General features: G+C 64.1%; 28 protein-coding genes. 23 read left to right on the top strand and 5 right to left on the bottom strand.

Annotation, left to right across the window (positions count from 1 at the left end):
• Position 1: 1 nt before the first annotated feature.
• Positions 2-157, bottom strand: coding sequence for a hypothetical protein (locus tag ACSQ9A_RS31950; protein ID WP_436306865.1), 156 nt, complete (start codon positions 155-157; stop codon positions 2-4).
• On the opposite strand from ACSQ9A_RS31950, the gene ACSQ9A_RS31945 reads away from it, so the two are divergent.
• The gene (locus ACSQ9A_RS31945; protein ID WP_436306864.1) at positions 156-398 is read left to right on the top strand and encodes a DUF485 domain-containing protein; all 243 of its coding nucleotides are present in this window, start codon (positions 156-158) and stop codon (positions 396-398) included. The genes ACSQ9A_RS31950 and ACSQ9A_RS31945 overlap by 2 nt on opposite strands.
• Position 399: 1 nt before the next feature.
• Positions 400-2,040, top strand: a complete 1,641-nt coding sequence (locus ACSQ9A_RS31940) for a sodium:solute symporter family transporter (protein ID WP_436306863.1) — start codon at positions 400-402, stop codon at positions 2,038-2,040.
• Here ACSQ9A_RS31940 and ACSQ9A_RS31935 read toward each other — a convergent pair.
• The gene (locus tag ACSQ9A_RS31935; RefSeq protein WP_436306862.1) at positions 1,981-3,384 is read right to left on the bottom strand and encodes a heavy metal sensor histidine kinase; all 1,404 of its coding nucleotides are present in this window, start codon (positions 3,382-3,384) and stop codon (positions 1,981-1,983) included. The two genes, ACSQ9A_RS31940 and ACSQ9A_RS31935, sit on opposite strands and share 60 nt — an antisense overlap.
• On the bottom strand, positions 3,381-4,052 hold the full coding sequence (locus ACSQ9A_RS31930) for a heavy metal response regulator transcription factor (RefSeq protein ID WP_436307743.1): 672 nt from the start codon (positions 4,050-4,052) through the stop codon (positions 3,381-3,383). Before ACSQ9A_RS31930 ends, ACSQ9A_RS31935 begins: the two co-directional genes overlap by 4 nt.
• A gap of 127 nt (positions 4,053-4,179) precedes the next feature.
• Here ACSQ9A_RS31930 and ACSQ9A_RS31925 point away from each other — a divergent pair, with 127 nt between their 5' ends.
• The 3 genes from ACSQ9A_RS31925 to ACSQ9A_RS31915 are packed head-to-tail and all read left to right on the top strand — an operon-like array spanning position 4,180 to position 6,163.
• On the top strand, positions 4,180-4,812 hold the full coding sequence (locus ACSQ9A_RS31925) for a DUF5666 domain-containing protein (protein ID WP_436306861.1): 633 nt from the start codon (positions 4,180-4,182) through the stop codon (positions 4,810-4,812).
• Between the two features lie 2 nt (positions 4,813-4,814).
• Positions 4,815-5,429, top strand: a complete 615-nt coding sequence (locus tag ACSQ9A_RS31920; RefSeq protein ID WP_436306860.1) for a cytochrome b/b6 domain-containing protein — start codon at positions 4,815-4,817, stop codon at positions 5,427-5,429.
• The gene (locus tag ACSQ9A_RS31915; RefSeq protein WP_436306859.1) at positions 5,426-6,163 is read left to right on the top strand and encodes a molybdopterin-dependent oxidoreductase; all 738 of its coding nucleotides are present in this window, start codon (positions 5,426-5,428) and stop codon (positions 6,161-6,163) included. The genes ACSQ9A_RS31920 and ACSQ9A_RS31915 overlap by 4 nt, the downstream gene beginning before the upstream one ends.
• A gap of 110 nt (positions 6,164-6,273) precedes the next feature.
• On the opposite strand, the gene ACSQ9A_RS31910 is transcribed toward ACSQ9A_RS31915, so the two are convergent.
• On the bottom strand, positions 6,274-7,647 hold the full coding sequence (locus ACSQ9A_RS31910) for a sigma-54 interaction domain-containing protein (protein ID WP_436306858.1): 1,374 nt from the start codon (positions 7,645-7,647) through the stop codon (positions 6,274-6,276).
• Positions 7,648-7,697: 50 nt separating this feature from the next.
• Between ACSQ9A_RS31910 and ACSQ9A_RS31905 the strand changes: the two genes are divergently transcribed.
• The 9 genes from ACSQ9A_RS31905 to ACSQ9A_RS31865 all read left to right on the top strand — a co-directional run bounded on the left by ACSQ9A_RS31905 (position 7,698) and on the right by ACSQ9A_RS31865 (position 17,837).
• Positions 7,698-8,657, top strand: a complete 960-nt coding sequence (locus ACSQ9A_RS31905) for an alpha/beta fold hydrolase (RefSeq protein WP_436306857.1) — start codon at positions 7,698-7,700, stop codon at positions 8,655-8,657.
• A gap of 32 nt (positions 8,658-8,689) precedes the next feature.
• On the top strand, positions 8,690-10,360 hold the full coding sequence (locus ACSQ9A_RS31900) for an MFS transporter (protein WP_436306856.1): 1,671 nt from the start codon (positions 8,690-8,692) through the stop codon (positions 10,358-10,360).
• Positions 10,361-10,371: 11 nt separating this feature from the next.
• Positions 10,372-11,394, top strand: a complete 1,023-nt coding sequence (locus tag ACSQ9A_RS31895; protein WP_436306855.1) for a CobW family GTP-binding protein — start codon at positions 10,372-10,374, stop codon at positions 11,392-11,394.
• The gene (gene nthB, locus ACSQ9A_RS31890; protein ID WP_436306854.1) at positions 11,391-12,155 is read left to right on the top strand and encodes a nitrile hydratase subunit beta; all 765 of its coding nucleotides are present in this window, start codon (positions 11,391-11,393) and stop codon (positions 12,153-12,155) included. The genes ACSQ9A_RS31895 and nthB overlap by 4 nt, the downstream gene beginning before the upstream one ends.
• Positions 12,152-12,781, top strand: a complete 630-nt coding sequence (nthA, locus tag ACSQ9A_RS31885; protein ID WP_436306853.1) for a nitrile hydratase subunit alpha — start codon at positions 12,152-12,154, stop codon at positions 12,779-12,781. The genes nthB and nthA overlap by 4 nt, the downstream gene beginning before the upstream one ends.
• A gap of 10 nt (positions 12,782-12,791) precedes the next feature.
• Positions 12,792-13,139 (top strand): nitrile hydratase accessory protein, encoded by a 348-nt coding sequence (locus ACSQ9A_RS31880; RefSeq protein ID WP_436297719.1) that lies wholly within the window; start codon positions 12,792-12,794, stop codon positions 13,137-13,139.
• Between the two features lie 35 nt (positions 13,140-13,174).
• Positions 13,175-14,002: a hypothetical protein gene (locus tag ACSQ9A_RS31875; RefSeq protein WP_436306852.1), complete on the top strand. Its 828-nt coding sequence runs from the start codon at positions 13,175-13,177 to the stop codon at positions 14,000-14,002.
• A 120-nt stretch (positions 14,003-14,122) separates the two neighbouring features.
• Positions 14,123-16,315 carry a TonB-dependent receptor gene (locus ACSQ9A_RS31870; protein ID WP_436306851.1) on the top strand — a complete coding sequence of 731 codons (2,193 nt, stop codon included), beginning with the start codon at positions 14,123-14,125 and terminating at the stop codon, positions 16,313-16,315.
• Between the two features lie 19 nt (positions 16,316-16,334).
• Positions 16,335-17,837, top strand: a complete 1,503-nt coding sequence (locus tag ACSQ9A_RS31865; protein ID WP_436306850.1) for a PepSY domain-containing protein — start codon at positions 16,335-16,337, stop codon at positions 17,835-17,837.
• 350 nt (positions 17,838-18,187) lie between these two features.
• On the opposite strand, the gene ACSQ9A_RS31860 is transcribed toward ACSQ9A_RS31865, so the two are convergent.
• Positions 18,188-19,066 carry an AraC family transcriptional regulator gene (locus ACSQ9A_RS31860; RefSeq protein ID WP_436307742.1) on the bottom strand — a complete coding sequence of 293 codons (879 nt, stop codon included), beginning with the start codon at positions 19,064-19,066 and terminating at the stop codon, positions 18,188-18,190.
• Between ACSQ9A_RS31860 and ACSQ9A_RS31855 the strand changes: the two genes are divergently transcribed.
• From ACSQ9A_RS31855 to ACSQ9A_RS31815, 9 genes are all read left to right on the top strand, one after another.
• The gene (locus ACSQ9A_RS31855; RefSeq protein WP_436307784.1) at positions 19,058-19,303 is read left to right on the top strand and encodes a hypothetical protein; all 246 of its coding nucleotides are present in this window, start codon (positions 19,058-19,060) and stop codon (positions 19,301-19,303) included. The two genes, ACSQ9A_RS31860 and ACSQ9A_RS31855, sit on opposite strands and share 9 nt — an antisense overlap.
• A gap of 72 nt (positions 19,304-19,375) precedes the next feature.
• Complete coding sequence (locus ACSQ9A_RS31850) at positions 19,376-20,326, top strand: alpha/beta fold hydrolase (RefSeq protein WP_436306849.1); 951 nt, start codon at positions 19,376-19,378, stop codon at positions 20,324-20,326.
• A gap of 92 nt (positions 20,327-20,418) precedes the next feature.
• The gene (locus ACSQ9A_RS31845) at positions 20,419-21,021 is read left to right on the top strand and encodes a TetR/AcrR family transcriptional regulator (RefSeq protein WP_436306848.1); all 603 of its coding nucleotides are present in this window, start codon (positions 20,419-20,421) and stop codon (positions 21,019-21,021) included.
• Between the two features lie 689 nt (positions 21,022-21,710).
• Positions 21,711-22,523, top strand: coding sequence for a glutathione S-transferase family protein (locus ACSQ9A_RS31840; protein ID WP_436306847.1), 813 nt, complete (start codon positions 21,711-21,713; stop codon positions 22,521-22,523).
• Positions 22,524-22,563: 40 nt separating this feature from the next.
• The gene (locus ACSQ9A_RS31835; protein WP_436306846.1) at positions 22,564-23,148 is read left to right on the top strand and encodes a 2-hydroxychromene-2-carboxylate isomerase; all 585 of its coding nucleotides are present in this window, start codon (positions 22,564-22,566) and stop codon (positions 23,146-23,148) included.
• Entirely contained in the window at positions 23,145-23,843 is a 699-nt protein-coding gene (locus ACSQ9A_RS31830) for an SDR family NAD(P)-dependent oxidoreductase (protein WP_436306845.1), read from the top strand. Before ACSQ9A_RS31835 ends, ACSQ9A_RS31830 begins: the two co-directional genes overlap by 4 nt.
• Before the next feature lie 55 nt (positions 23,844-23,898).
• Positions 23,899-25,026 carry a zinc-binding dehydrogenase gene (locus tag ACSQ9A_RS31825; RefSeq protein WP_436306844.1) on the top strand — a complete coding sequence of 376 codons (1,128 nt, stop codon included), beginning with the start codon at positions 23,899-23,901 and terminating at the stop codon, positions 25,024-25,026.
• Between the two features lie 55 nt (positions 25,027-25,081).
• Positions 25,082-25,207, top strand: a complete 126-nt coding sequence (locus tag ACSQ9A_RS31820) for a hypothetical protein (protein WP_436306843.1) — start codon at positions 25,082-25,084, stop codon at positions 25,205-25,207.
• Complete coding sequence (locus ACSQ9A_RS31815; RefSeq protein ID WP_436306842.1) at positions 25,204-25,908, top strand: enoyl-CoA hydratase/isomerase family protein; 705 nt, start codon at positions 25,204-25,206, stop codon at positions 25,906-25,908. The genes ACSQ9A_RS31820 and ACSQ9A_RS31815 overlap by 4 nt, the downstream gene beginning before the upstream one ends.
• The last annotated feature ends 65 nt before the right edge of the window (positions 25,909-25,973 follow it).

The raw sequence follows: 25,973 nt of genomic DNA, 5'->3' as shown, positions 1-25,973 counted from the left end.
CTCAGAGCACACGAGGCCGTCCGCGTTGGTGCAAGCAATGCACCTTCATCAGGCATCTGGACAACGGATTGGTCTCATCGAAATTAATCGTTTCTTCCACCTCGGCCGCATCGATATGGTTGCGCCCGGATCGAATCAACTTGACGGAGATTTTCATGCGTCGCGACCTCAACGATGGAGGCGGCGAATCGCTGGGCTTCGGCCTGGCGCTCACCGCCGTGCAGGTTCTTGTCTACTTTACGTTTGTGTTGATGTGCTGCTTCAACGCGAGAGGAATGGCGTTCACGGTGCCTGTGCTCGACATCCCTTTCGCATTCGCTTTCGGTCTCCTCGTGATCCTGTGCGGGATCGTGTTGACCGTCATCTACGTTGTTCGAACCAATCGGATGGATGCCTGATATGAAGAAATTGGTCGCTGCGTTCGCAGCTTCGGCTTCGGCGACCCACGCGTTGGCGGCGGGAGGGGCCATTGGCTCTCCCTCCGCAACCTCTGTATTGCTTTTCCTCGCAGTGATTTCGATCACGCTCGCCATCACATGGTGGGCGGCGCGGCGAACGTCGTCGACCAGCGACTTCTACGCGGCGGGAGGACGCATCTCGGGATTCCAGAACGGACTGGCGATCACCGGCGATGCCTTGTCTGCTGGCGCATTTCTCGGTTTGACCGCGCTGGTCTTCTCGAGCGGGTTCGACGGCCTGATCTACGCCATTGGCTACACGACGGGCTTGCCGATCGTTGTGTTTCTGATGGCGGGAAAGCTGCGACAGTTGGGGAAATTCACCTTCACCGACGTCGTTTGTTCAAGACTCGACGGCAGTGCCATACGGGTATTTTCCGCGTGCGCCTCGCTGATCATTGTCGCGTTCTACCTCATCGCCCAGATGGTCGGCGCCGGGCAGTTGATTCAATTGCTCTTCGGCATCGACTACACCCTCGCCATCGTGCTCGTCGGTGTGTTGATGGTGCTCTACGTCGTCTTTGGTGGGATGATGGCCACGACGTGGGTTCAGATCATCAAGGCCGTGTTGATGCTGTGCGTTGGAGGGGCAATCACGTTCCTGGTATGGAAGCAGTTTGGCTTCAGCATGGGCGCCTTGCTTCGCAAGGCGGTCGAAGTGCACCCAGGAAAGGACGCAATCCTCTCGCCGACGTCTTTTGCCAAGGATCCGCTGTCGGGGCTTTCGCTCGGTATTGCGCTGATGCTTGGTACCGCCGGGCTACCTCATGTGCTCATGCGCTTCTTTACTGTGCCCGATGCCAAGGCTGCACGCACTTCGGTTCTCTGGGCAACCATCTTCATGAACTGCTTCTATGCCATGATTTTCATCATCGGCTTCGGCGCACTTGCATTGCTTCGCACGCATCCGGAATATATGGACGCGAAAGGCTTGTTGATCGGCGGCAGCAATACGGCTGCACTGCATCTGTCCCACATCCTTGGCGGCGAGATCATGTTCGGACTTGTTTCTGCCGTCGCGTTCGCCACCATCCTGGCGGTTGTTGCTGGCCTGACTCTATCTGGCGCTTCGGCGATCAGCCACGACATCTACGGCGCACTGTTTCGACACAAGACGGCCGATGCTCGGGAGGAAATCAGAATCGTGCGTGTTGCCACGATCGCATTGGGCCTTTTTGCGATTGCGCTCGGCATTGCGTTCAAGGGGCAGAACGTCGCCTACATGATCAGCTTGGCGTTCTCGATCGCCTGCTCGTCGACATTTCCGGTGCTGGTTCTTGCGATTTACTGGAATCGCCTAACAGCCACCGGTGCGGTGGTAGGGGGAAGCGTGGGGCTATTGTCTTCGCTGCTGCTGACGGTGCTTGGTCCGGCGATCTGGGTCAAGGTGCTTGGACACGCGAGCCCTGTGTTCCCGATAGATCCGCCTGCCTTGATCACTGTTCCTCTTGCCTTTTTAGCCTGCGTGATTGCCAGCCGTTGCTGGGCACCGACGGAGTCAACGCCAGGGGACCTGCGGCACTCAACCCCTCATCGCGGGAAAACGCAACTCGAAGCGAATCAAGCCGGGCATAGGGCATGAGGCGCGCACTTCGCCGCCGTGCAATGCCACGATCGCCTTGACGATCGCGAGCCCGAGGCCGTTGGATTCGGTGTAGCTGCGTGCTGCGTCGCCTCGGTAGAAACGGTCGAACAGGCGCCCGAGCTGTTCGGGCGGGACCGGCACCCCTTCGTTCTCGACAGCTATCGTTGCCACGTCGCCGTCTTGCGCACCGATCAGCCGCACGGTCGTCCCCCGTGTGCCGTGGCGTACTGCATTCACGACAAGGTTGTTGACCGCACGCCGGCACAGCGCGGCATTGACGAAGGCCACACCGCTGGCTCGCACGTCGAACCGAAGCCCGCTCTCATCGGCCGGGCCTTCGAAGTATTCGGCAATCTTCTCAAGCTCGCCGTGCAGCGCAATCGGAGCTCGCTCGATCGTCAGCGATGCATGGTCGGCTTGCGCGAGGAACAGAATGTTCTCCGCAATCTGGCGCAACCGGTTCAGCTCTTCGAGGTTCGATTCGAGCAAGTACTGGTACTCGGTGTCGCTGCGGGCCCTTTGCAGCGCAACTTGCGTCTGCCCGATCAGCGCGCCAATGGGAGTCCGGATCTCGTGCGCCAGATCGGCCGAGAACTGCGAAAGACGTTCGTAACCCGTGGCAATGCGGTCAAGCATGGCATTGAACGCGACGACCATATGCTGCACTTCGAGCGGCGCGTCATGCTCCGGCAGCCGCACGGCGAGATTGATCGGGTTGATCAAGGCCGCCTTGCCGGCAACCCGGTGCAGCGGCCTTAAGCCGTGCCGCAGCACCAGATACGCAAGAATGGTCGAAGCGAGCATCGCGACGAGGGCGCTGAGAACTACGCGATCTCGGTTGGCGTGAATCATCCTCACCTCGTTGGTCAGCGGGTGGCCGGCCACCACCTCCACCATTTCGCCATTGCGGCCCGAGCGCGCGAGCGCCGCGACCCAATGCATCGGCACGCCATCCGCCATCGGGATGTCCAGTACGTTCCCGATCGCCAGATCGCGATCGGCCGCTACTGCGGCGAGCGCGCCGGGCACCGGAAAACGGCGGGGGTTGACGTCGATGAAAGGCGCCTCGCCGGGGCGGCGCAGCAGCAGCACGTCGCTCTCGGCACCGAGCATGGCCGTGAACAGCGACGGCCGCTCGTGCAGGTCAGCGATCGTCTGCACGTTGCCCACCAGGCGGCGGAAGTGCTCGACGCGACCGATCAGCCGCGTGTCAAGCTGCTCGGTGATCGCCGACCGCGCGGAGTAAAAAAAGTAGGCGCCGAGCATGCCGGTGACCGTGCACGTGATCAGGGCAAGCAGCAAGGTGGCTCGCACTGCCAGCGATCGCGGCAGCCACCTCATGGCGTGTCGCCGAACGAATAGCCGATGCTGCGCACCGTATGGATCAGCTTTTTCTCGAACGGCTGATCGATCTTCGTGCGAAGACGCTTGATCGCGACGTCGACGACATTGGTGTCGCTGTCGAAGTTCATGTCCCACACTTCGGAGGCGATCAGCGTGCGCGAGAGCGCCTCGCCTTGCCGCTTGATCAGCAGTTGGAGCAGAAGGAACTCCTTGTTTGTCAGCGCGATCTCCTTGCCTTCGCGAGTGACCTTGCGGCGCAGGACGTCAACCTTCAGATCGGCGAACTCGTAGAACTCGGCTTCGCGCACGATACCCCGGCGCAGCAGCGTGCGGATGCGCAGTACCAGTTCTATGAACGAGAAGGGCTTGACGAGATAGTCGTCGGCGCCGAGTTCAAGGCCGCGGATGCGGTCGTCCAGGCGGTCGCGCGCGGTGAGGAAGAGCACAGGCAGATCCCGCTTGTCGCGCAAGGCCTGCATGATCTGCCAGCCGTCGATGCCGGGCAGCATCACGTCAAGCACGACGAGGTCGTAGGCGTGTTCAAGCGCCATGTGCAGCCCATCCGTTCCGGTGCGTGCAAGGTCCACGGCGTAGCCGCTTTCCTTCAGGCCCTTTTTCAGGTAGTCGCCCGTCTTCGGGTCGTCTTCGATAACAAGGATGCTCATAGGAGTGCGTTTGCCATTCTCTCTCGCGGTGCGGCGCCGCTTCATGACTTTTTTGTCATCCGAATGTCATGCCCATGAGCATGGGTGATCCCTAGAGTGGCCTGTCTTCATTCTCTATGGCTCATCCATGAACACCAGATTCGGAAAACTCCTTCGGACCCTCGCCCTCCCGACCTTGATGAGCGCTGGCCTGCTCGGCGCCAGCTACTCCGTGCACGCCCAGACGCCGCCGCCGGTGGGCGTGCGCGGCGCGATCACCGCCGTCAGCGACGATGCGATCAAAGTCCACACCAATCGCGGCGAAGATCTGACGGTCAAGATCAACAGCAACACGCAGGTTCGCGCGGTCACGCTCGCCAAACTGAGCGACATCAAGCCCGGCAGCTACATCGGAACGGCGGCGACTCCGCTGCCCGACGGTTCGTTGAAAGCGCTTGAAGTGCATGTTTTCCCGCCCGCGATGGCGGGCACCGGGGATGGTCACCGTGCGTGGGATTTGGCGCCCAAAAGCACCATGACCAACGGCACGGTCGGCGACCTGGTCGCGACCAACGGCCGTACCCTGACTCTCAAGTACAAGGGCGGCGAGAAGAAGATCGTCGTGCCGGATGACGTGCCGATCGTCAACCTCGAGCCCGGCGACCGCTCGCTGCTCGCGGTGGGCACCAAGGTCGTGTTGTTCGCGAAGAAGGAAGCCGATTCAAGCCTGTCCGCAAGTTTCATCTCCGCAGGCAAGGACGGCGTGACGCCGCCGATGTGAAGATGAAGAGCACGATGATTCATCCGCTGGCGGTGCGCACCGCCCACTGGGTCAATGCGTTCGCGATGACCTGCATGCTGATGAGCGGTTGGACGATCTACAACGCGTCGCCGATCCTGCCATTCCAATTCCCCGCCTGGGCGACGCTCGGCGGTTGGCTCGGTGGCGCCATTGCGTGGCACCTTGCGGCGATGTGGCTGCTCGTCGCGAACGGTCTGCTGTACTCGCTTTACGGCATCGCCAGCGGTCACTTCCGTCGCGAGTTTTTCCCGATTCGCGCCAGCGAGTTGCTGCGTGACACCGGACGTGCGCTGACGTTACGGCTATCGCATGAAGTCGGCCGCTACAACGCGGTGCAGCGCTTCGCCTATGTCATCGTGCTGCTGTTTGGCGTGCTCGTCGTCGCATCGGGGCTGGCGATCTGGAAGCCTGTGCAGCTGGCATGGCTGGTCGGCCTTTTTGGTGGCTTCGATCTCGCGCGCAAGGTGCACTTCGCGGCAATGGCCGGCATCGTCGGCTTCATCGCGATCCATCTGCTGCTCGTCCTCCTCGTGCCGCGCACGCTGCTGCCGATGGTCATCGGACGTGCGCGGGCCTCTCACCGTACCGCATCATGATCAAGCTCTCCGATCACAAGACGCAACTCGTGAACCTCGAGCGACGGCTGCTGCTGCGTTCGTCGCTGTCGATTGGCGCGCTCTCGATGCTGTCCGGCTGCAACCTGCAGGACAACGACCAGGTCGACAAGGTCCTGTGGGCGCTGTCGCGCTGGAACGACCGCGTGCAGGCCCGCCTCTTCAGCGGCAGCCGCCTCGCGCCGACCTATGCGGCAAGCCAGGTCACGAAGCCGTTCCCGTTCAACGCGTTCTACCCAGAGTTCGACGCGCCCCAAGTCGACTTGTCGAGCTGGCGGCTTGAAGTCTCGGGACTCGTCGCCGACAAGACGGCCTGGACCGCCGGGCGCCTGCGCACGCTGCCGCAAGCCGGGCAGATCACGCGCCATATCTGCATCGAGGGTTGGAGCGCGATCGGTGATTGGCGCGGCGTCTCGCTCAAGACCTTCCTGCAGCGCATCGGCGCCGACATGACGGCGCGTTACGTCGGCTTCAAATGTGCCGACCGTTACTACTCGAGTCTCGACATGGCCAGCGCGCTGCACTCCCAGACGTTGCTGGCGCTCGACTTTGGCAACGAAGCGCTGCCGACGGCGCACGGCTTCCCACTGCGGCTGAGTGTGCCGACCAAGCTCGGATTCAAGAGCGCGAAACACGTCACCGCGATCTTCGTGACCAACACGAATCCAGGGGGCTATTGGGAAGACCAGGGATACAACTGGTTCAGCGGAATATGACATCGGCAACTCGGCGACCCTGCCGCCGAAACATTGACCGCCTTATGACCACGCCCGGTGTTCTGCTTGATCGCCTCGGCCTTGAACTCTTCAAGCCCAGCGTGGGGTCGCTAAAACAAGGCAGGTGAGCGCCGAAGCTCCCGGTATAGCGTTGCACGGCTAATGCCCAGCCGGCGCGCGGCCTCGTCCTTGTCGCCGTCAGTCTCCGCGAGCGTCTTTCGTATGCAGGCATCGCGCTCGCGATCGAGATGTGACTGCAAGGTGGTCGCTGGCGGCGTTCCGTGCCGGCCGGCAATGGCCTGGGGGCGCTTTGCGGCAGGCTGATCCGGCAGCCCTGCTTCGCCAGAGAGCAGGAAGCGCAGCAGCGCGGCTTCCAATTGCCGCACGTTGCCCGGCCAATCGAAGGCCAGCCATCGCGCGCGAACAGATGGGGGCACACGGCGCCGCGGCAGGCCTTCGCGCAGCGCCATGCGCTCGAGCAGCTGTTCGGCCAACCACTCCAGGTCGTCGCGTTCGCGCAGCGCGGGCATGTGCACGCCGAGCACATTGAGCCGGTAGTACAGGTCGGCCCTGAACTGGCCGGCATCAACCCGCTCCTGAAGGTCGCGGTGGGTGGCGCAGACGACACGCGTGTCGATCGGGATCGGCGAGACGCCGCCCACCCGCACGATCTCCTGGTTCTGCACCGCGCGCAGCAGACTGGCCTGCAAGTTGAGCGGCATGTCCCCGATCTCGTCGAGGAACAGCGTGCCACCGCTCGCCAACTCGAACTTGCCCGGCTTGCCGCGCGTCCGCGCCCCGGTGAAGGCGCCGCCTTCGTAGCCGAAGAGCTCCGCGTCGATCAGCGATTCCGGAATGGAAGCGCAGTTGACCCACACGAACGGCCGCCTGGCGCGCGGCGACAGCGCGTGGATCGCATTGGCCGCCAGTTCCTTTCCGCTGCCGGTCTCGCCCTGGACCAGCACCGGCAGCGACAGCGGCGCGGCCTGCTCGATGGCCGCACGCACCGAATCCATCCCGGCGCCCTGGCCCAGGATGTCGTCGAGCCCGTAGCGCGCGGTCCATGGCGTGAGCGGGCTCTGGATGGCGCGCCCCTGGTCGCCGACGACGGCGACCGCCTTCTTCAGCGCCGCCATGTTGGAGAACAGCGCCAGGCCGACCGCGCCGATGATTCGCTCGTCCTGATAGACGGGCACCTGCCGCGCGAGCAACTGGTGGCCCCGCACTTCGAGCGGCATCATGGTCACGGTGATGTCGCCGCGCGCCACATGGTGCAGGCGCGTCTGCGGAGAGACGACGTCGGTAATGTGCCGGCCGATGAAGTCTTCCGGCGGGCCGCCCAGCAGGCGGCAGTAGGGCGCATTGATGAGCACGACGCGGCCGTTGGTGTCGACCGCCACCAGGCAATCGGACACGTGGTCGAGCACGCGGCGCAGGAACTCGGCCTCGTTCTGGCCGGAGCCGAACCATTCGGGAAAGGGCATTTCTCGTCTCGTGATTGCGACGTTAGGACTCAATACTGAGACTAAGGCATGTGCTCCAGGCCGTCAATGGAAGCCGTGGTGAGCATTTATCCAAGCAAATCAAGCACTTGGCGCAATCGCGAAGACCGTCCGCCGAGCTGGCCCCGGATTTGCTCTGTGCCCTCCGCCTCGCATTCGAAGCGGCGCAGCGGCTTCCACCCTTTCACCTGGAAATGCACATGAACGACATTATTTCAATCGGAGACATGCACGTGCGCGTGGCGGGCCACGGCCCGGCACTCGTCTTTTGCCACGGCTACACCACGACCGGCGAGTTCTGGCGCCAGCAGGTGGGCGCGTTCTCGCGTGACCACCGATTGGTGGTGCCCGATCTGCCTGGCCATGGCCGCTCGGCATCACCGCGCTCACGCCGCTACACGATCGACGCGTTCGTGGACGACCTCGTGCTGCTGTTCGACAAGCTGCGTCTCGATGATGCCATCCTCGTGGGGCTGTCGATGGGCGGCACGATCGCCCAGCGTTTCGCGCTCGCGCACCCAAGCCGTTTGCGCGCGCTGGTGCTGGTGGGCGCCACGCCGCACGGACTCGGCCCCGACGTCAGCGTGAAGAATGTCCTCAAGGCCATCGATGGCCTCGGCGTTGCCGCGGCGAGCCAGGCGGTGATCGACCGCTCGTTCGGCTCCGCCGCCTCGGCCGAGCTGCTGGCGTTTGCGCGCGAACAGGTAGCGCAGACGCCGGAATTCGTCGCTCGCGAGGCCATCGTCTCGCTCAATGAAGCCGACAGCCGCGCGCAGCTCGCGCGCCTGGCATTGCCGACGCTCGTCGTCTGCGGCGAGGAGGATGCCATCACGCCGCCGGCGGAGTCGCATGCGCTTGCCGCCGGCATTCCCGGCGCGATACTGCAGCTGGTGCCCAGCGCCGCGCACTTCCCGATGCTCGAGCAGCCCGAGCGCTTCAATGCGATCCTGCGCGACTTCATCGCTCGCATCGACAACCGGAGCGGCGCTTGACGCCCGCCCGCCATACATCAAGGAGTATGGACATGACGACAACAGTCGAGACATCCCCCGCAACGCCCGAGCGTTCGCGTGAAACGCGCCGTGTGGTCTTCGCCGCGGCACTTGGCACCGTGTTCGAGTGGTATGACTTCTTCATCTACGGCAGCCTCGCCGTGTTCTTCGGCGGGCTGTTCTTTCCCAAGGGCAATGAGTCGGCGGCCATCCTCGCGTCGCTCGCGACCTTTGGCGCAGGCTTCGTGCTGAGGCCCTTCGGTGCGATCGTCTTCGGGCGACTGGGCGATCTGGTCGGGCGCAAGAAAACCTTCCTGGTGACGATGATGATCATGGGCGTCGCCACCGCCACCATTGGGTTCCTCCCCACGTTTGAGACCATCGGCTGGGCTGCACCCGCAATCCTGGTGCTGCTGCGTCTTGTGCAGGGCTTGGCGATCGGTGGCGAGTTCGGCGGCGCGGTCACCTACATCGCTGAGCATTCCGATCCGCGGCGCCGGGGCTTCATGACCAGCTGGCTGCAGATCACCGGCACCATCGGGCTGCTCGTCTCCCTGGGCGTGATCATGTTGCTGCGCTCGTCGATGTCCGTCGAGTCCTTCGCGATGTGGGGATGGCGCGTACCGTTCCTGTTGTCGATCGGGCTGCTGGCGTATTCGCTCTATGTTCGCATGCGGCTGGAGGAGTCGCCTGTGTTCCTCGAGATGAAGGCGCACGGCAGGGGCTCGCGAAACCCGGTCAAGGACACCTTCGGCGACCCGCGGACCCTGCGCATCGTGTTGGTGACGATCTTCGGCGCAGTGGCCGGCCAGGCGGTGATCTGGTACACCGCGCACTTCTACAGCCTGCAGTTCCTTACCGCCACGCTCAAGCTGCCGCCGCAATCCGCCTACGCCTACCTCACGATCGCCCTGGTGCTAGCCACGCCATTCTTCGTGCTCTTCGGCTGGCTGTCCGACCTCATCGGGCGCAAGTGGATCATGTTGACCGGTTGCCTGCTCTCCGCAATCTTGTTCATGCCGCTCTTCCAGGGCATGGCCAAGTACGGCAACCCCGCCCAGCAGGAGTTCCGCGCCAGCACCCAGGTCGTCATCGAAGGCGGTGACTGCCGCGAGGACCAGTCCTTCGTAGGCCAGCTGTTCCAGCCGAAGGCGACCAAGCCTTGCACGCGCGCCCGCTCGTTTCTCGCGGCGCAAGGCGTGCCGTACACGCTGCTGCCGCAGGTGGGCGAGTTGCGGTTCGTGGTGGGCGAAACGACGCTGACCGGTTTCGATGAAGCGGCACTGCGCCGCGTGCTGGTCGAGCGCGGCATGCCGCTCACAGCCGATCCGGCGCGTGTCGATGCACCCATGGTCGTGCTGATGCTGTTCGTGCTGGTTCTGCTCGCGACCATGGTGTACGGGCCGATGGGCGCGTTCCTCGTCGAGCAGTTTCCGACGCAGGTGCGCTACAGCGGTGTTTCTGTAGCTCTGCAGTTCGGCAATGGCTGGATCGGAGGCTTCGCGCCTTTCATCGCCACCGCGATGGTCGTGAGCAGTGGCGACATCTTCCGAGGCCTCGTCTACACGATTGCCGTATCGCTGCTCACGCTGGTTGTAGGGGCGATCTGCATCCGTGACCGCCGGGGCCTCGACATGCGCGAGCCGATTGCAGCGACGGAGACGCTGCCCCCCGCCGCGGCACTCGCCGCGTCGGAACGGTAGTGCGGACGGGCATGGCTCCCGCCAAGATCCCCGTCACGGTCGTCACAGGATTTCTCGGGGCGGGCAAGACCACGCTCGTGAACCGCCTGCTGGCGCAGCGCAGCGGCACCTACATCGGCATCATCGTCAACGAATTCGGCGAGGTCGGCATCGACGGGCAGCTGATAGTCGCAGATGACCAGCCGCTGATCGAGATCACCAACGGCTGCGTCTGCTGCACGGTGCGCAAGGACCTGACGGAGGCGGTGAACGAACTGCTGCAACGGGCTGAACGCCCGGTCGAGCGGCTGATCATCGAAACCTCCGGCCTGGCCGATCCAGCACCGGTGCTGCAGAGCTTTCTCGCCGATGCGGCCCTCTTGCAGCGGGTGGAGCTCGAGTCGGTGGTTACCGTAGCCGATGCGCACCATATCCTGCTCCACGTCGACGATGACATCGTGCGCGAGCAGATCGCCTTCGCCGACGTCGTCGTGCTCAACAAGGTCGAGGCTGCCAGCCCGCAAGAGCTGGAACGGCTCGAGCGCGAGCTGCGCCGGCTGAATCCGGTCGCGTATCTCATCCGCACGGAACGCGCACAGGTTCCGGCGGCGGAGCTGCTGGGCGCGAAGCGTTTCTCGCTGCCACACGTGCTGTCGATCGAGCCCGATTTGCTGGACGGCGAGGCGCATGACCACGAGCACGACACCTCGATCAGCTCGTGCTGCATGGAAACCGACGGCGCGATCGACCCGGAGCGGTTCAGCCGCTGGATGAACCGGCTGGTCCAGAGCGAAGGCGCACGGCTGATGCGCACGAAGGGCGTGCTTCACTTCAACGGCGAGGCGCGCCAATTCCACTGTCACAGCGTGCACATGCTGCTCGATGCGCGCCCTGGGCGGCGGTGGGGCCCCGACGAGCCGCGCCGCAGCAAGCTGGTCTTCATCGGGCGGGAACTGGCAGTCGACGCCTTGCGCGAGGGCTTCCTCGGATGCTTGGCGATTCAACCTAAATGGATGCCGGCCCCTGCCGCCGAATCTGAAACGGAGCACCCATGAAACTCCAGCATGCGCTGGGCGGCCTCGAGAACCTCGGGCCTGTCAACCTCGAACCCCGCGTCTTCGTGCAGGACTGGGAGAAGCGCATCTTCGGCATCCACACCGTGATGATGGCCGAGAGCGCCCACCTCGCCGATGCATTGCCGAAGTACGCCATGGCCACCTTGCCGTCCACGTTCAAGGACACCTGGACCTGGGCCTCGCTGCGCACCGGTGCCGAGGGCATGCAGCCCTTCGAGTACTTCAAGTTCCGCTACTACGAGAAATGGCTGATGGGCATCAGCCAGTTCTTCGTCGACAAGGGTTACATCACCGCCGATGAGCTGGCCCGGCTGACTGCGCACTACCGCACCCAGCCTGACGCGCCGCTGCCCGAGCGTCCGAGCGAACCGATCAAGCGGCAGGTGGTCGACTACCTGCTGCATGGCGACTCCAGCCTGCGGCCGCTGCCGCATGCACCGCGGTTCACGGCCGGCCAGATGGTGCGCGTGGCTGACCCCGCGGCGGCCGACCACACGCGGCTACCCGGCTATCTGCGCAACAAGAAGGGCACTGTCTGGGAGGTGTACCCGGGTGCGTTCGAGTATTTCTGTTCGACCGGGCCGGACGGGCTGGAAGGACCGATGCCGGTATACCGCATCGCGTTCGACGCCCGCGACATCTGGGGCCCCGACCTGTGCGAGCCGAACACGACGATCTACGCCGACCTCTTCGAGGTCTACCTGCAATCCCCAACGCCCGAGGAAGAGAAAACGCCATGAGCAGCGATCTGTTCAAGTACAACGACGAGCGCGAAGCGGTGAGTGCAGCGAAGGTGCGCGCGCTGGAGGCCCTGCTGATCGAGAAAGGCGTGATCGGCAGCGACTCGGTCGACGCAGTGCTCGATCATTTCGAGAAGATCGCGGGACCGTTCAACGGCGCGCGCATCGTTGCGCGGGCATGGGTCGATCCCGCCTACAAGCAGCGCCTGCTCGCCGACACGCCCCAGGCCATTGCCGAACTTCAGCTGCCATTGGGCATGGAAGGCGCCGAGGGTGAGCACATGGCCGCGGTGGCCAACAGTCCGGGTGTGCACAACCTGATCATCTGCACGCTGTGTTCTTGCTATCCGTGGCCGGTGCTTGGGCTGCCGCCGTACTGGTACAAGGATCCGGTGTTCCGCGCCCGCGGCGTGCGCGAGCCGCGCGCGGTCTTGCGCGAGTTCGGCGTACCGGTGAGCGAACACACCCAAGTCAAGGTATGGGACAGCAGCGCGCAGATCCGCTGGTTCGTCGTGCCCGAGCGGCCGGCCAACACCGACGGCTTCAGCGAAGAGCAACTGGCTGCGCTGGTCACGCCGGAGGCGATGATGGGCGTCGCGCTGGTAGCGCCGCCTGCAGCGACCTGAGGCGGGGGCCATGTTCACTCGCTTCGAGGAATATGCGGCTTCTCAGATGTTGGGTCATGCCGACTCGCCGCCGCGCAGCCAGGGCAAGTTGTTCTTTGCAGAGGCCTGGCAGCGCCAGCTCTTCGGGTTGACGCTGGCCGTGGCCAAGCAGGGCCACTTCGACTGGGAGGACTTCCGCCAGCATCTGATTGAATCGATCGGCGATTGGGAACGGCTCGACTGCGCAGCGCAGCCGCCCTGGGACTACTACGAGCGGTTCTTCGGCGCGCTGCTGCAGGTTCTGGAGCGGCAGCAGGTGGTCACCGAAAGCGAACTGGCCCGGGTCTTGGCCGATCGGCCGGTGCGGAGCAGTGAATGAGCGCCGAGTGGCTGTCCTTTTCGGGGCTGGTCCTGATGTTCGTGCTGGGCCTGCGGCACGGGTTGGACCCCGACCACATCGCCTGCATCGATGGCCTGACCTGGCGCGCACTCAATCATTCGCATGCCCATGCAGGTTGCATCGGGACCTTGTTCGCGCTCGGTCACGGCCTGCTGGTCACGCTGATCGCGGTGGTCGTCAGCAAGCTGGCGCTGCACTTCGATCCCCCGGGCCTTGTGGTGACCGTTTTCGGATGGATTCCAACCTTGCTGCTGATCGTGGTCGGTTGCCTCAATCTGCGCCTGCTGCTGCGCAGTGACAAGGCCTACGTGCCGACCGGCTGGAAAATGAGCCTGATCCCTGCGCGCTTGCGGCAACAGACGAGTGCCTGGTCGGTGGTGGTCATTGGCGTGCTGTTCGCCACCGTCTTCGACACCGCCACACAGGCGGCAGCCTGGGGCTACGTCGCCAGCAACAAGAACGGCGGTGCATGGGCTGCCTTGCTCGCAGGGATGACCTTTACGGCAGGGATGATGGTGACCGATACGCTGGACGGCCGCATCATCTGCCGAATCGGCCGAGGCATCGAAAATCCGGAGGCAGGGCGCCGCGTGCGCCGGACACTGGGCTGGCTCATCGTTGCCATCTCATTCGGCGTAGCCGTCTACAACGTGGCCAAGGTGTTGTTGCCGGAAGTCGAACTCGACGACATGGCGTTTTCATTCGCCGGCGCTGCGCTGGTTGTTGTCATGCTGGGCATCTGGGCGTGGAGTGCCAGGCGCGCACGCAGTGCGCAAGCGGCCGTCATGCCCGGCCTTCGGGAAGACGCGCCCCCAACACCCCTTCCTTCGCGGACCTCCTGATGTCGCCCCGCAGCGTACGTCGGTGAACCGACAGCTGCCGGCACGCGGCGCGGCTGCGGTCGGGTGGCCACGAGTGCCTCTCTGCCCAGCGCTTCCATTTTCTTCTTCTCCGGTTCTCCCATGGTCAAACACATTGCATTCCCGGGCGTCGTCGTTCTGGTGGTCAGCACCTCGACGCTGGCGCAGGTGAGCCTGCAAGCCGTTGAGGTGACAGCCACGCAGCAGGATCAGTCTCCATCGTTGCAGGCAACGCCTGCGGTGGGCAGCAGGCTCGGGCTGACCGTGCGCGAGACGCCGGCCTCGGCCGAGGTGATCACGCAGGAAATGATGGAAAGGCGCGGTGCGCGGACTTTCGAGGAGGCGCTGCGCGGCAGCGTGGGCATGACCGCAGGCGGTGCGCCCGGCTCGCCATCGGCAGCCTCCACCCGCGGGTTCACCGGTAGTTTCATCACCTACCTGTTCGACGGCGATCGGGTCGCAGTGGCTTCGATGGTGAGTCGGCCACAGGACACCTGGAATTACGAGCGCATCGAACTGCTGAAAGGCCCGGCCTCGGTGCTGTATGGCGAAGGCGCGATCGGCGCCGCCGTCAACTTCGTGACCAAACGGCCCGACCGCAACAATCCGGGTGCCGAGGCCATGCAGTCCTATGGCAGCTTCGGCACTGCCCGTACCGGTGTCGGGCTGGGCGTGAACGTCGGCGAGTCGAGCGCTTTTCGCCTGGACTACAGCCACCAGCAGACCGACGGCCACGTCGATCGCAACAAGCAGCGCTACGACAACCTCACGATGGGTTTCACCACAGCATTGACCCGCGACCTGACGTTCGACCTGACGATGGACTATGCCAACGACAGCGCACGGTCGTACCAGGGAACCCCACTGGTGCCGCGCACCTATGCGTTGCAGCCGACCGACATCGTCAGCGACTCGACCGGCCGGGTGGTCGATCGCAGCATCGCATTTCGCAACTACAACGTCGACGATGCGCAGATGAGCGCGCACAGCCTCTGGACGCGCACCAAGCTGACCTGGCAGATCGCGCCGGAATGGAAGCTGCGCAACGAACTGTCCTACTACACAGCGGATCGGGCCTGGCGCAACTCGGAGTCCTACGCCTTTGCCGCGCCCCAGCGCATCGTGCGCGACCTGGTCGGCATCACGCACGACCACCAGATCCTGACCGACCGGCTCGATCTCACCAATACGTCGTCCATTGCCGGAATGAAGAACAGGTTTGTCGCGGGCCTCGAGTACACAAAGACCGACTTCTCTTCCAATCGTGATTTCTCGAACGGCTCCACCGCGGCCAACAATGCATTGTCGGTCGGCGAATTTGCCACCTTTCCGGGCAGCTACGCCGCCTTCGCCGCCAACCCTGCACTCTACGCCGGTGCCGGCAACCGCAGCATCTTCAACGCACAGATCCCGACCAGCTCGCTCTTCCTGGAAGACGCCCTGTCCGTCAGCGACCGATGGACCATCGTGGGCGGCTTGCGGCAGGACTACGTCAAGCTTGATCGCCAGAACCTGGATCTGAACACCCGCGCCCTCACGTCGTTCACCCAGAAGTACAAGCCGACATCAGGACGCCTGGGCGTCGTTTTCGCCATCGACCCCGACACTTCGGTCTATGCGCAGTACACCAACGCGAGCGCGCCCGTCGGCACGGGCAACTTGCTGCTGCTCTCGGCCGCCAACGGTGCCTTCAGCCTTTCGAAGGGCAGGCAGCTCGAGGTCGGCCTCAAGCAGTCGGCTTTCGATCGGCGGCTCGACTACACGGTGGCGGCTTACAAGATCGAACTCGACAACGTGCTGTCGCGCGATTTCAGCAACTCGACGCTCACCGTCAACAGCGGCAAGCAGTCCGCGCACGGGATCGAGTTCGCTGCGGCCTGGAAGGCCACGCGTGACCTGACGCTGAGTGGCAATCTGGCATGGGTCGATGCGCAGTTCGACCAGCTCATCGAGGCCGGCAACGTTTCGCGGGCCGGCAATACGCCACCGAACGTGCCGAAGACGGTGGCCAACCTCTGGGCCGACTACAAGGTGCCCGGATGGCCGGTGCGAGTTGGTGCGGGCGTCAACCGAACCGGCTACTCCTACGCCAACAACGCCAACACGCTGCGCATGAACGGGTTCACCACCGCGACGGCTTATGCGACCTGGACGTTGCCGAAGGGCGAGCTCACGTTTCGTGTGCGCAACCTGACGGACAAGCTCTACGCCTACTGGAGTGGCGCGAACGCGAACAACCAGGTCATGGTCGGTGCACCGCGCAGCTTCGAAGTCAGCTATCGGGCCGCCTTCTGATGAAGGCATGAAGCGGGTCTTGATCTTCATCCACAAATGGCTCGGCATCTCGCTGGCGCTACTGCTTCTGATGTGGTTCCTCAGCGGCCTCGTGTTGTACTACGTGCCGTTCCCGAACCTGACGCAGGCAGAGCGCCGCGCGGGACTGCAGCCCCTGAAACAGGCTGTCGGCTGTTGCCTGACCGCCGAGGAAGCCGCAAGGCGAGCCGGCGTCGCGTTCACCGAAGCGCGCCTCGGCATGGCCGACCAGGAGGTGCCGGTTTGGCGCCTGCTGGTCGATGCCGGCGAGCAGCACACCCCGCAGTGGCAAGCCCTCGACGCCCGTACCGGTGCAATGAACGCGCCGCTGACATCCGTAGAGGCCATGAAGGTTGCCGAGTCCTTCAGCGGGCGGCGAGCGGTGCTGGCCGAGGGGCTGGAGCGTGACCAATGGACCGTTCCGCAAGGCTTGAACCCCTACCGTCCACTTTTCAAAGTCAGGCTCGATGGCGACGACGGTCTCGAACTGTATGTGTCGAGCACCGCCGCCGAAGTGGTGCGTGACACACGTCGTGCCGAACGGTTCTGGAACTGGGTCGGCGCCGTGCCGCACTGGATCTATCCGACCGTACTGCGGCAGTTCCCGAAGGCGTGGAACCAGGTGGTTGTCTGGCTGTCGATCCCGGGCGTGCTGCTGGCCGGAACCGGACTGGTGTTGGGAGTCTGGCAGCTGTTCCTCAACAGAACCCGCTGGATTCCCTATCGCAAGTTGTGGATGCGTTGGCACCACATTGCCGGCCTCGTCGCCGCGGTGTTCACGCTCACCTGGATTTTCTCGGGTTTGATGTCGATGAATCCATACGGGGTGTTCTCGTCACGGGGAGCCTCGGCCTCTGAGCGGGAACACTGGCTCGGCGCCGACGGGAAGGCCCTTGTCAGTCCGCAGGCTGCTTTGGCGGCAGTACGGTCGCGGGAAGCCGGTGCGCAGCCGCTGGAATTTGAACGGATTCGTGTCGACGGGCAAGTCTGGTACCGCCTCGAAGGCATGCAACGGCGGTGGTGGGTGCGGGCGGACGTTGCCGGCGTCGCGCCGGCGGTGGAATTGGCGCTGCCAGACGGGTTGATGGCGGGCGCTCTGCGGCGCCTGCGCGGTGTCGATCACCTCCCTTCGAATGTGACGCGGATGGATCGCTACGACGATGTCTACTATGCGAAGAATCCGGCCTCGGCGGAAGCGCTGGACACCCGGCCATTGCCTGTCTGGCGCGCTCATTGGCCAGACGGCGTTGACCTTTATGCCGATGCCACTTCGGGCAAGCTGCTTTTGCGGGCCGACCCATCGGGGCGGTGGCAGCGGGTGCTGTACCAGGGATTGCACAGTCTTGATTTCGAGCCGCTGCGCGAACGGCCATGGTTGCGCGAAGCGCTGGTGCTGCTCTTCTCCTTTCTCGGCATCGCGCTGTGTGTCACGTCGTGCGTAATTGGATGGCGCGCTCTGTCGCCCGAGGCGGAAAGCGGACGACGCAATGGAATCGCTCGTTAAAGAGGAGACACGGCTTCGAGCTGATGCAGTTCGAGGGTGCACATTCGGAAATCGATCTGCATATGCGAGGCGCGATGCCTCCGGGTAAAGCGGATCAGTTCTGCTTTGCCCAGTGGTCCAGCCGCGGGGCCACTCCAACCAACAACGCTGCCCTATGTCATCCCGATGCAGTTTGAGCAGGACGGGCCTGCCAATCAACCAAAGCAAGCCAACTCATGAGCTCGGCTAGGGGTACGGATTCCAAGGGCAATGTCAAGTCGACGATCGCGATGCTGGGAGAAAAATCGATGCCCCGTACTTCTATCCCGATCTAGCGAGCTCTCTTCAGGATCTCCAGCGTGGCGGACGTCTCAGGCGTACGCCCAGCCACGCCTCAATGTCTGTGATGGCGCCTCGCCAAATCGCCGTCGATACGCCCCGGCAAAGTCGCCGACATGGGCGAAGCCGTACTCGAGGGCGATGTCGGCAACGCGAATTCCGCCACGGCTTGGCTTTTGCAGCGCGCCCCGCGCCGCTTCCATCCGCCTTTCCCGCAGCCAAGTCATCGGCCCCACGCCGTGGCAAGACTGAAAGGCGGCGAACAGCGCGCGGCGCGACACGCCGCATTCGACGCAAAGATCGTCCACCGAAACGTGGGCTCGCAGCCGACGCAGCATCAGCTCCTCCGCCTGCCTGACAATCCGCGGCGAAGCCGTGCAGGTCGCGCGTGCGTCGAGCGTGGACTGCTGATTGTGGGCATGCTGGGTGAGCAGAAGCGATGCCAGAGCGTCCGCCAGTGATGCTTGCGTGAATTGCCGCGCCTTGCCGGCTGGCGGGAGCGCCGACGCCATACCGGCGAGGGCGACAATGCCGTGCCACGCCTGGGTCAGCTGCGGTCGCGTGGGCAGGGGCGTTTCGAAAATTAAGGGCGCCATCAGCGGCCGGCCGGTCAGGCCCTGCCAGGCATCTGCAATCAATGAGCTATCAACGCGGATCAGCAGTTGGTCATATCCCTCGTGCACTTCCATTGAGAAGGTGCGAACTGGACTGAAAACGCCTGGACTCTGCGCAACCAGTTGGTGCAATTCACCGCCTTGGCGTACTTGCGCTGCTCCTCGAGTCGGCAGGCTGATCAGGTAGTAGCCCTGCAAGGCCTGTGACAGAGGTTCGAGTGAAACACGCGCTCCCCAGCGTGTGCGGTTGAATGACACAGGCCCCATCGGAACGCAGTCGAGCGTGCCATGGAACACATCGTCACGCCGCAGCCGCTGAAGCCGGCATTCGCCAAAAAAAGGCGCGGTTTGCAGGGGCGATTCGTCAACATCATGGCTGTCCGCCACACGGAGGCCGCGCAGGCTTGTGCCTCCATGATCGAACTCAATGGGAGGGAACGGCATTATGGAGCTCACTGGAAACGACGATGGTCCGGCAGTAGTCGACTCGCAAGAGGGAAATCCCGAGTCGACGATTTGCACGCAATCCGCTGAATTGCACTGAGGCGTTAGGGCGAATGCCGCACACCACCGATGCTCCGGAACCTATTCCACGGAGACATCGCGATGCTTCTTTCTCGACGCGCCATCATCTCATCTGCCCTTGCAGCCTCCGGCGCGGCCTTGGCCGGCTGCTCGGGAACGCAGGCAGAACCGGCGCCAGCGCTCTCGCCAAAAAGCCCATACTTGCTGGTTCACGGGGCCTGGCACGGCACCTGGTGCTGGGGCAAGATCAGCCCATTGCTGGCTGCCGCCGGCCACCCGGTGCTGGCGATCGACTTGCCGGGGCATGGCCTCAATGCGGCATTCCCGGCGGCGTTCGACGTTCAGCCCCGGACGGCGGCACTGGCGACTGAAGTCTCACCGATCGCGGGTATCACGTTGGCCGACTACGCTCGGGCCGTGGCCAATGCCGTCGACTCCCTACTCGCCGCCGGCTTCCCGGCGCCGATCGTCGTGGGTCACAGCATGGGCGGCGGTGCAATCCATGCTGCCGCTGAACTGCTGGGCCCCGGCAAGATTGCGCGCCTGGTCTACCTCGCGGCATTCATGCCCAAGGACGGCCAGCCGATGGTGGCATTCCCCCCTGATGAACAAGCACCGCCATCGCTTTTGACACCGCTGCTGCGCAGCGATCCTGGAATTACCGGCGCCCTGCGACTCGACCCCGCATCCACGAACGATAGTTATCGCGCGGGGCTTATCAATCTGTTTTACGGGAAAGTGGACGCTGCAACAGCGCGCGCCGCTCTCAATCTGCTGTCGCCGGATATTCCGATAGGTGCGATGGTCACGCCAATTGCGACGTCGGTGCAGCGCTGGGGAGCCATCCCACGTACTTATATCCGGACCAGCGCGGACAACACCATCCCGCCGGCGCTCCAGGACCTGATGGTGGCGCAGGCAGACACCGCGACACCTGCCAACAAGACGCAGGTGCTGCAACTGGACTCGGATCACAGCCCATTCCTGTCCATGCCGCAGCAGTTGGTTCGAGCTCTGCTCTCGCTGGCTTGAAGAGGAGGCGCAAATGCATCATGGGGTCATCAATGCCTACAATGAGATGTTGACCGTCATCCAGATCGTCAGATTGCATAGGAGCGTTTGCCTTGGGACATTCGCAGGCCGAAAAGGCGCAAAGTCGAGAGCGGATCCTGAGGGAGGCCGCCGACCAGATTCGAGAAGGCGGACTTGAGTCGGTGAGCGTGGGCAAGCTCATGAAGAGCGTGAATCTCACGCATGGCGGCTTCTACGGCCATTTTGCATCTCGCGCGGACTTGCTCGCCCAGGCCCTCAGGCGCGCCCTGGTTGATGGCGTACGTCGATCGGCGGCGAGGGAGAAATCAGCGCGTCCGACCGGCTTCGCCGGCTTCGTCAGCGACTATCTGAGCCCCAGCCATCGGGACTCGCGCAGCACTGGATGCGCAGTGTCGGCGTTGATCTCCGATGTCGGACGCGCCGACGCCCAGTCCAGGGCGGTCATGTCAGGCTCTATCGAGGACTATATTGCCGCCGCTCGGCGCCACCTTGACGACAACGACGATTCCAGAGCGATGTTGGCCGTCAGCGCCATGGTTGGCGCTCTGGCCCTGTCGCGGGTGATGGCAGACCCGGCCCGTTCGGACGACTTGCTCCGCAGCGTGCGCGAGCAGTTGGTGGCGTTCAACGAGCCCAATGAGCGGACGCGCTCAGGCAACCAGGACCAAACCTGAGTCGCGGCACGGGCGGTACGCGTTCCCCTCGGCGCGTGCTCAGCAACTGCGGAACATGTCAGGTCCTTGCGCCCGACGGTGAGCGCTCGCAGGTTTTCGTCGCGAGTGGTGGAACTCAAATTGCATGAGTGCTGAGCGCAGTGCCTGAGCGCGGGGTGCTGACCGACACGCCTATTCAGCTTATGTGAGCTCCCACCCCGGCTACAAGTAGCTCCCATCTGTGGGCCGACCTTTGTGGCTCAGGTTGTTTATCGGAGTGATCTCATTCGGGCCCGACCTGTCTGGCCCACTTCGCGCGCGGTCGCTTGCGCTCCTTCAAAGCGTAATCCCGCCGCGCGAGCAATGCGCGCGTGCCCCGCTTTGGCGGGCATGCCCGTCGTCCAGGGCCAAGTACCGCCCAGACCGTTCGAGCCATTTGTTCCCGGCGGCTGCAACAGCCACGCTGCACGGTCGCCGCTCCAGTAATGGACCAGCCAGGGCCATGCCGTCGCGTTCTGATTGATGCATCCCGTCTCCGGGTAAACCAGTGCAGGTGAAACATCTTTTGGCGAAGCAATGCGGTAGACAGGATGATGATCGTCATGCAGAATGGGGCATGAACAGCGGATGGTGTCGGCAGTCGCCGGCCCCACAGCCCGCTGGACGAACAACTGCGCCACCGCTTGTCGGCGCACCATGGAGACAGCGCGATGGCCGAGGTGCGGATCTTTTCCTACTTGCCCAATCCTCGTGTGTGGAAGGCAGTCATCGCCGCGCGCATCGGCGGCGTCGAGTTGGAGGTGCGGGGCGCCGCGGGCGCCGAACTCGTGGACTGGCTCTGGGATTTCGACGCGCGCCCGTTAAGCGAAGTGTCCGCCGAAGCACGCGCCGCCGCTGAGCGTATAGGCCGCATCGGGTTCAAGGGCCGCAAGCTCTACAAGACCGACGCCTTTCTTGTAGCTCAGCCGTTTGGGACAGTCCCCGCGGCTTTCAGCGGGGACGGGCAGGTCGGCATCTTCGAGTCCAACAGCATCATGCGCGCAGTCGCCCGCCAGGCGGAGCGGAGCGGGCTATATGGCAACGATCCATTCGAGGCGTCGCGGATAGACAGCTTTCTGGATGTCAGTCTGGTGTTCGGTCGCGATGCGCAAATCTACCTCCTCGCCATGCAAGGCTCCAAACTTTCAGCGGACGTCCATGCTCGCGCCGACGAGGCGTTCACGACCTACATGGCCGGCATCGACAGGGCCTTGGAGCCGGCCCGCCAGACCCTTGTCGGCGAGAGGGTGAGCTTGGCCGACATCTGCTTCGCCTGTGAACTAGCCGTTTTCCACAATGAACTGGGCCGTAGCGAGGCCCTGAAAGCGCTCGGCAAGGCGCCGTTCCTGGGCAACGCCCGAGAGCGGTTTCCCCGCGCCATGGCGCATTTCGACCGCCTCGCGACTGATCCGGCCTTCGCGCCGGAGTTCGGCCCCTATCTCGCCAAGTTCGCAACCGAGCGCGGAGCCGGCCGCGGACTATGAACATCATTCACAACTACGGATTGCACCAAAGGAACCCCAAATGAAAACGATTGACTTCTACTTTGACTATCGCAGCCCCTACAGCTTCCTTGCACTGTCTCAGGTCCGGAAGATGGATGTCGAGATCGCCTTCCATCCATTCGAAATTGGGGCACTTATGAAAGCGGTGGGTAACGTGCCGACGAGCATCACCTGCGCACCCAAAGGACGCTACGTGATGACGGACATGGGCCGATGGGCTGCCCACTATGGGGTTCCACTCAACCGGCATCCCCAGGGCTCGGAGATCGACGCCAGCCGCCTGTTGCGCGCCACGCTGGTGGCCGGGCAAATGGGCGCGATGCCCGCGGCGGTGGACGCGATCTTCAACGCGTTTTGGTCAACTCCCGCGCCACTGGGGACGGCGGCCGAGGTCGCGGCCCTGCTGGGCACCGCGGGGCTCGACGCTGAGGCGCTTGAAGGGCGGATGGACTCGCCGGCCGCGCAGGCCCTCCTGGACGAGGCAACCGCCGGGGCGGCGTCGCGTGGCGTGTTCGGCGCGCCGACCCTGTTCGTGGGGGACGATATGTTCTTCGGCAACGACCGCCTGCACTTCGTGCAAGCTCGCCTGGAGCAGGTCGCATGAGGCCACTTGTCATCATCACCGGCGTAGGGCCGGGCACCGGCTCGGCAATGGTCAGGCGGTTCCACGATGGCGGCTACCAGGTGGCCATGCTCGCGCGCACGGTCGAGCGCTTGACCGATCTCGAAAGCGAACTTCCAAACGCTTTTGCGGTCCCCTGCGATGTGGCCGACCCTGCTGCGCTAGCGGCCGCCCTCGATGCCATCGAGCAACGTGCAGGCGTCCCAAAGGTGGTGATCCACAACGCCGTGGGTGGTGCCTTCGGCAACTTCCTCGACATCGAGCCGCAAGTTCTCCTGCAGAATTTCCAGATCAATGTCATGGCCTTGCTGCACCTGGCGCGGTGGGCGGCGCCGCGGATGGAGGCAGCAGGGGGCGGCGCCTTGCTGGTAACAGGCAACACCTCGGCCGTCCGTGGCAAGGCCGGTTTTGCCGGCTTTGCGCCAAGCAAGGCGGCGCAGCGCATTCTGGCCGAGTCCATCGCCCGCGAGATGGGGCCCCGGGGCGTGCACGTGTCTTTCATGATGATCGACGCGATCATCGACGTGTCTTGGACCCGCGCGCGGTGGGCGGACAAGCCGGATGACTTTTTCATCAAGCCATCCGACATCGCCGAAGAGGTCTGGCACGTCACCCACCAGCCGCGTTCGGCCTGGTCGTTCCTGACGGAAGTGCGGCCCTTCCGCGAGTCCTGGTGATCAGAGGCGTTCAGCTTCAATGAAACCGCCTTCGTCCAACTTACGAGACACCCCCATGCCGCTGCAACTCCGCTCCATCGTCCGCGCCGGCGGCGAGCTTGAACTCTCGCTCGCCGAGGTGCCGATGCCCGAACCGAAAGCCGACGAGGTGCTCGTGCGCATCGACGCGGCCCCGTTGAACCCGTCGGACCTGATGGTGCTATTTGGCATGGCCGACATGTCGACCGCGAGGGCCTCCGGCACGGCCGACCGCCCGGTCGTCACCGCCACCGTGCCGCCGCGCATGCTGCCGGCCGTGGCGGGCCGTCTGGACGAGTCGGTGCCGGTCGGCTACGAAGGCGCCGGCGTCGTGGTCGGCGCCGGGAGTTCACCGGCCGCGCAGGCGTTGCTCGGCAAGACTGTGGGCGTGATCGGCGGCGCGATGTACTCGCAGTACTGCGCGGTCAACGTCGCGCAGTGCCTGCCGCTGCCCGAAGGAACATCGGCCGCGGAGGGCGCCTCGTGGTTCGTCAATCCGCTCACCTCCCTAGGCATGACCGAGACGATGAAGCGAGAAGGCCACACCGCGCTGGTCCACACCGCGGCGGCGTCAAACCTGGGGCAGATGCTCAACAAGGTCTGCCTGAAAGACAGGATCGGCCTCGTCAACATCGTACGCAAGCCCGAGCACGAGACGCTGCTGCGCGAACTCGGCGCGAAGTACGTCTGCAATAGCACGTCGCCGACCTTCATGGAAGACCTGACGAACGCGCTGGCCGCAACCGGCGCGACGCTGGCCTTCGACGCGATCGGGGGCGGCAAGCTGGCCGGCCAGATCCTCATGGCGATGGAAGCGGCCGTGAACCGCAATGCGAAGGAATACAACCGCTACGGCTCGACCGTGCACAAGCAGGTCTACATCTACGGCAGCCTCGATCGGGGGGCGACGGAATTCACCCGCGGCTTCGGCATGTCGTGGGGCATGGGCGGCTGGTTGCTATTCCCGTTTCTGCAGAAGGTCGGCGCGGCCGAGGCCGAGCGGCTGAAGCAGCGCGTGGCATCCGAACTCAAGACAACCTTTGCAAGCCACTACACGTGCGAGGTGTCGATGGGCGAGGCGCTGCAGCTCGACGCCATCGCGGCCTACAGCAAGGCGTCGACCGGCGAGAAGTACCTCGTCAATCCGAACAAGGATCGGGGCTGACCGAGTCAGCATTTTGCGACATCTGGTGTCGATCTAAAACTAAGGAATCATGTCCATGAGCAACCGAACCCAATTTGAAGTACGCGCGGTGTCGCCGTCCTACTGGAAGGTGACCTTCGAGAACGGCCCGATCAACCTCATCGCGATCCGGACACCATCGATCAGCTTGGCGATCTGGTGACCCGCATCGAGCAGGACCCCGATCTGACCGTCGTCGTGTTCCAGAGTGCCAACCCCGACTTCTTCATGGCACACTTCGACCTCAAGTCCGACATCCAGCGCGTCTACACTACGGCGCCGGGCCCCACCGGGCTCCTCCCCTACCCGGACGCCCTGCTGCGCCTCAGCAGGGTCCCGGCCCTCACTATCTCGGCCATCAACGGCCGCGTCCGAGGAGCGGGAAGTGAGTTCGTCCTGAACACGGACGTCCGCTTCGCCGGGCCCAACGCCATCCTGGGGCAGCCCGAGGTGGGCTTCGGCGCCGTACCCGGCGGCAACCCGATGGGGCGACTGGCCGAGCTGGTGGGCCGAGGTCGCGCGATGGAGATCGTGGTGGGAGGAGACGACTTCCCGGCCCAGCTCGCCGCCGAATACGGCTACGTCAACCGCGTTCTTCCCGAGGGCGAGCTGGACGACTTCGTCGACACCTTCGCCCGCCGCATCGCCGGCTTTAGCAAGGCCGGGGTCTCCGGCACGAAGGCGTTCGTCGACGCGGCCACCGCAATCCCGGAGGGGGACTACGCAGCCGCTATGGCCGCCTTCAGGCGCACGGCGGGTCGTCCGGAGAACGCAGATCACGTGCGCAGCCTCTTCGAACGCGGCTTGCAGCAGCCTAAGGGAGTCGAACTCGACCTCGGCAAGCAAGTCGCTGAGAAGTTCTGAGCCGCGCGGCCGGAGCCGTCAAGCCAACCGAAAATACTGTTGTTCGGGCTCGTGGCTGGCTCTAC

The organism is Variovorax sp. LjRoot290, from assembly GCF_964253985.1.
Lineage (GTDB): Bacteria > Pseudomonadota > Gammaproteobacteria > Burkholderiales > Burkholderiaceae_C > Variovorax.
This window is presented reverse-complemented; position numbering and strand designations above follow the sequence as displayed.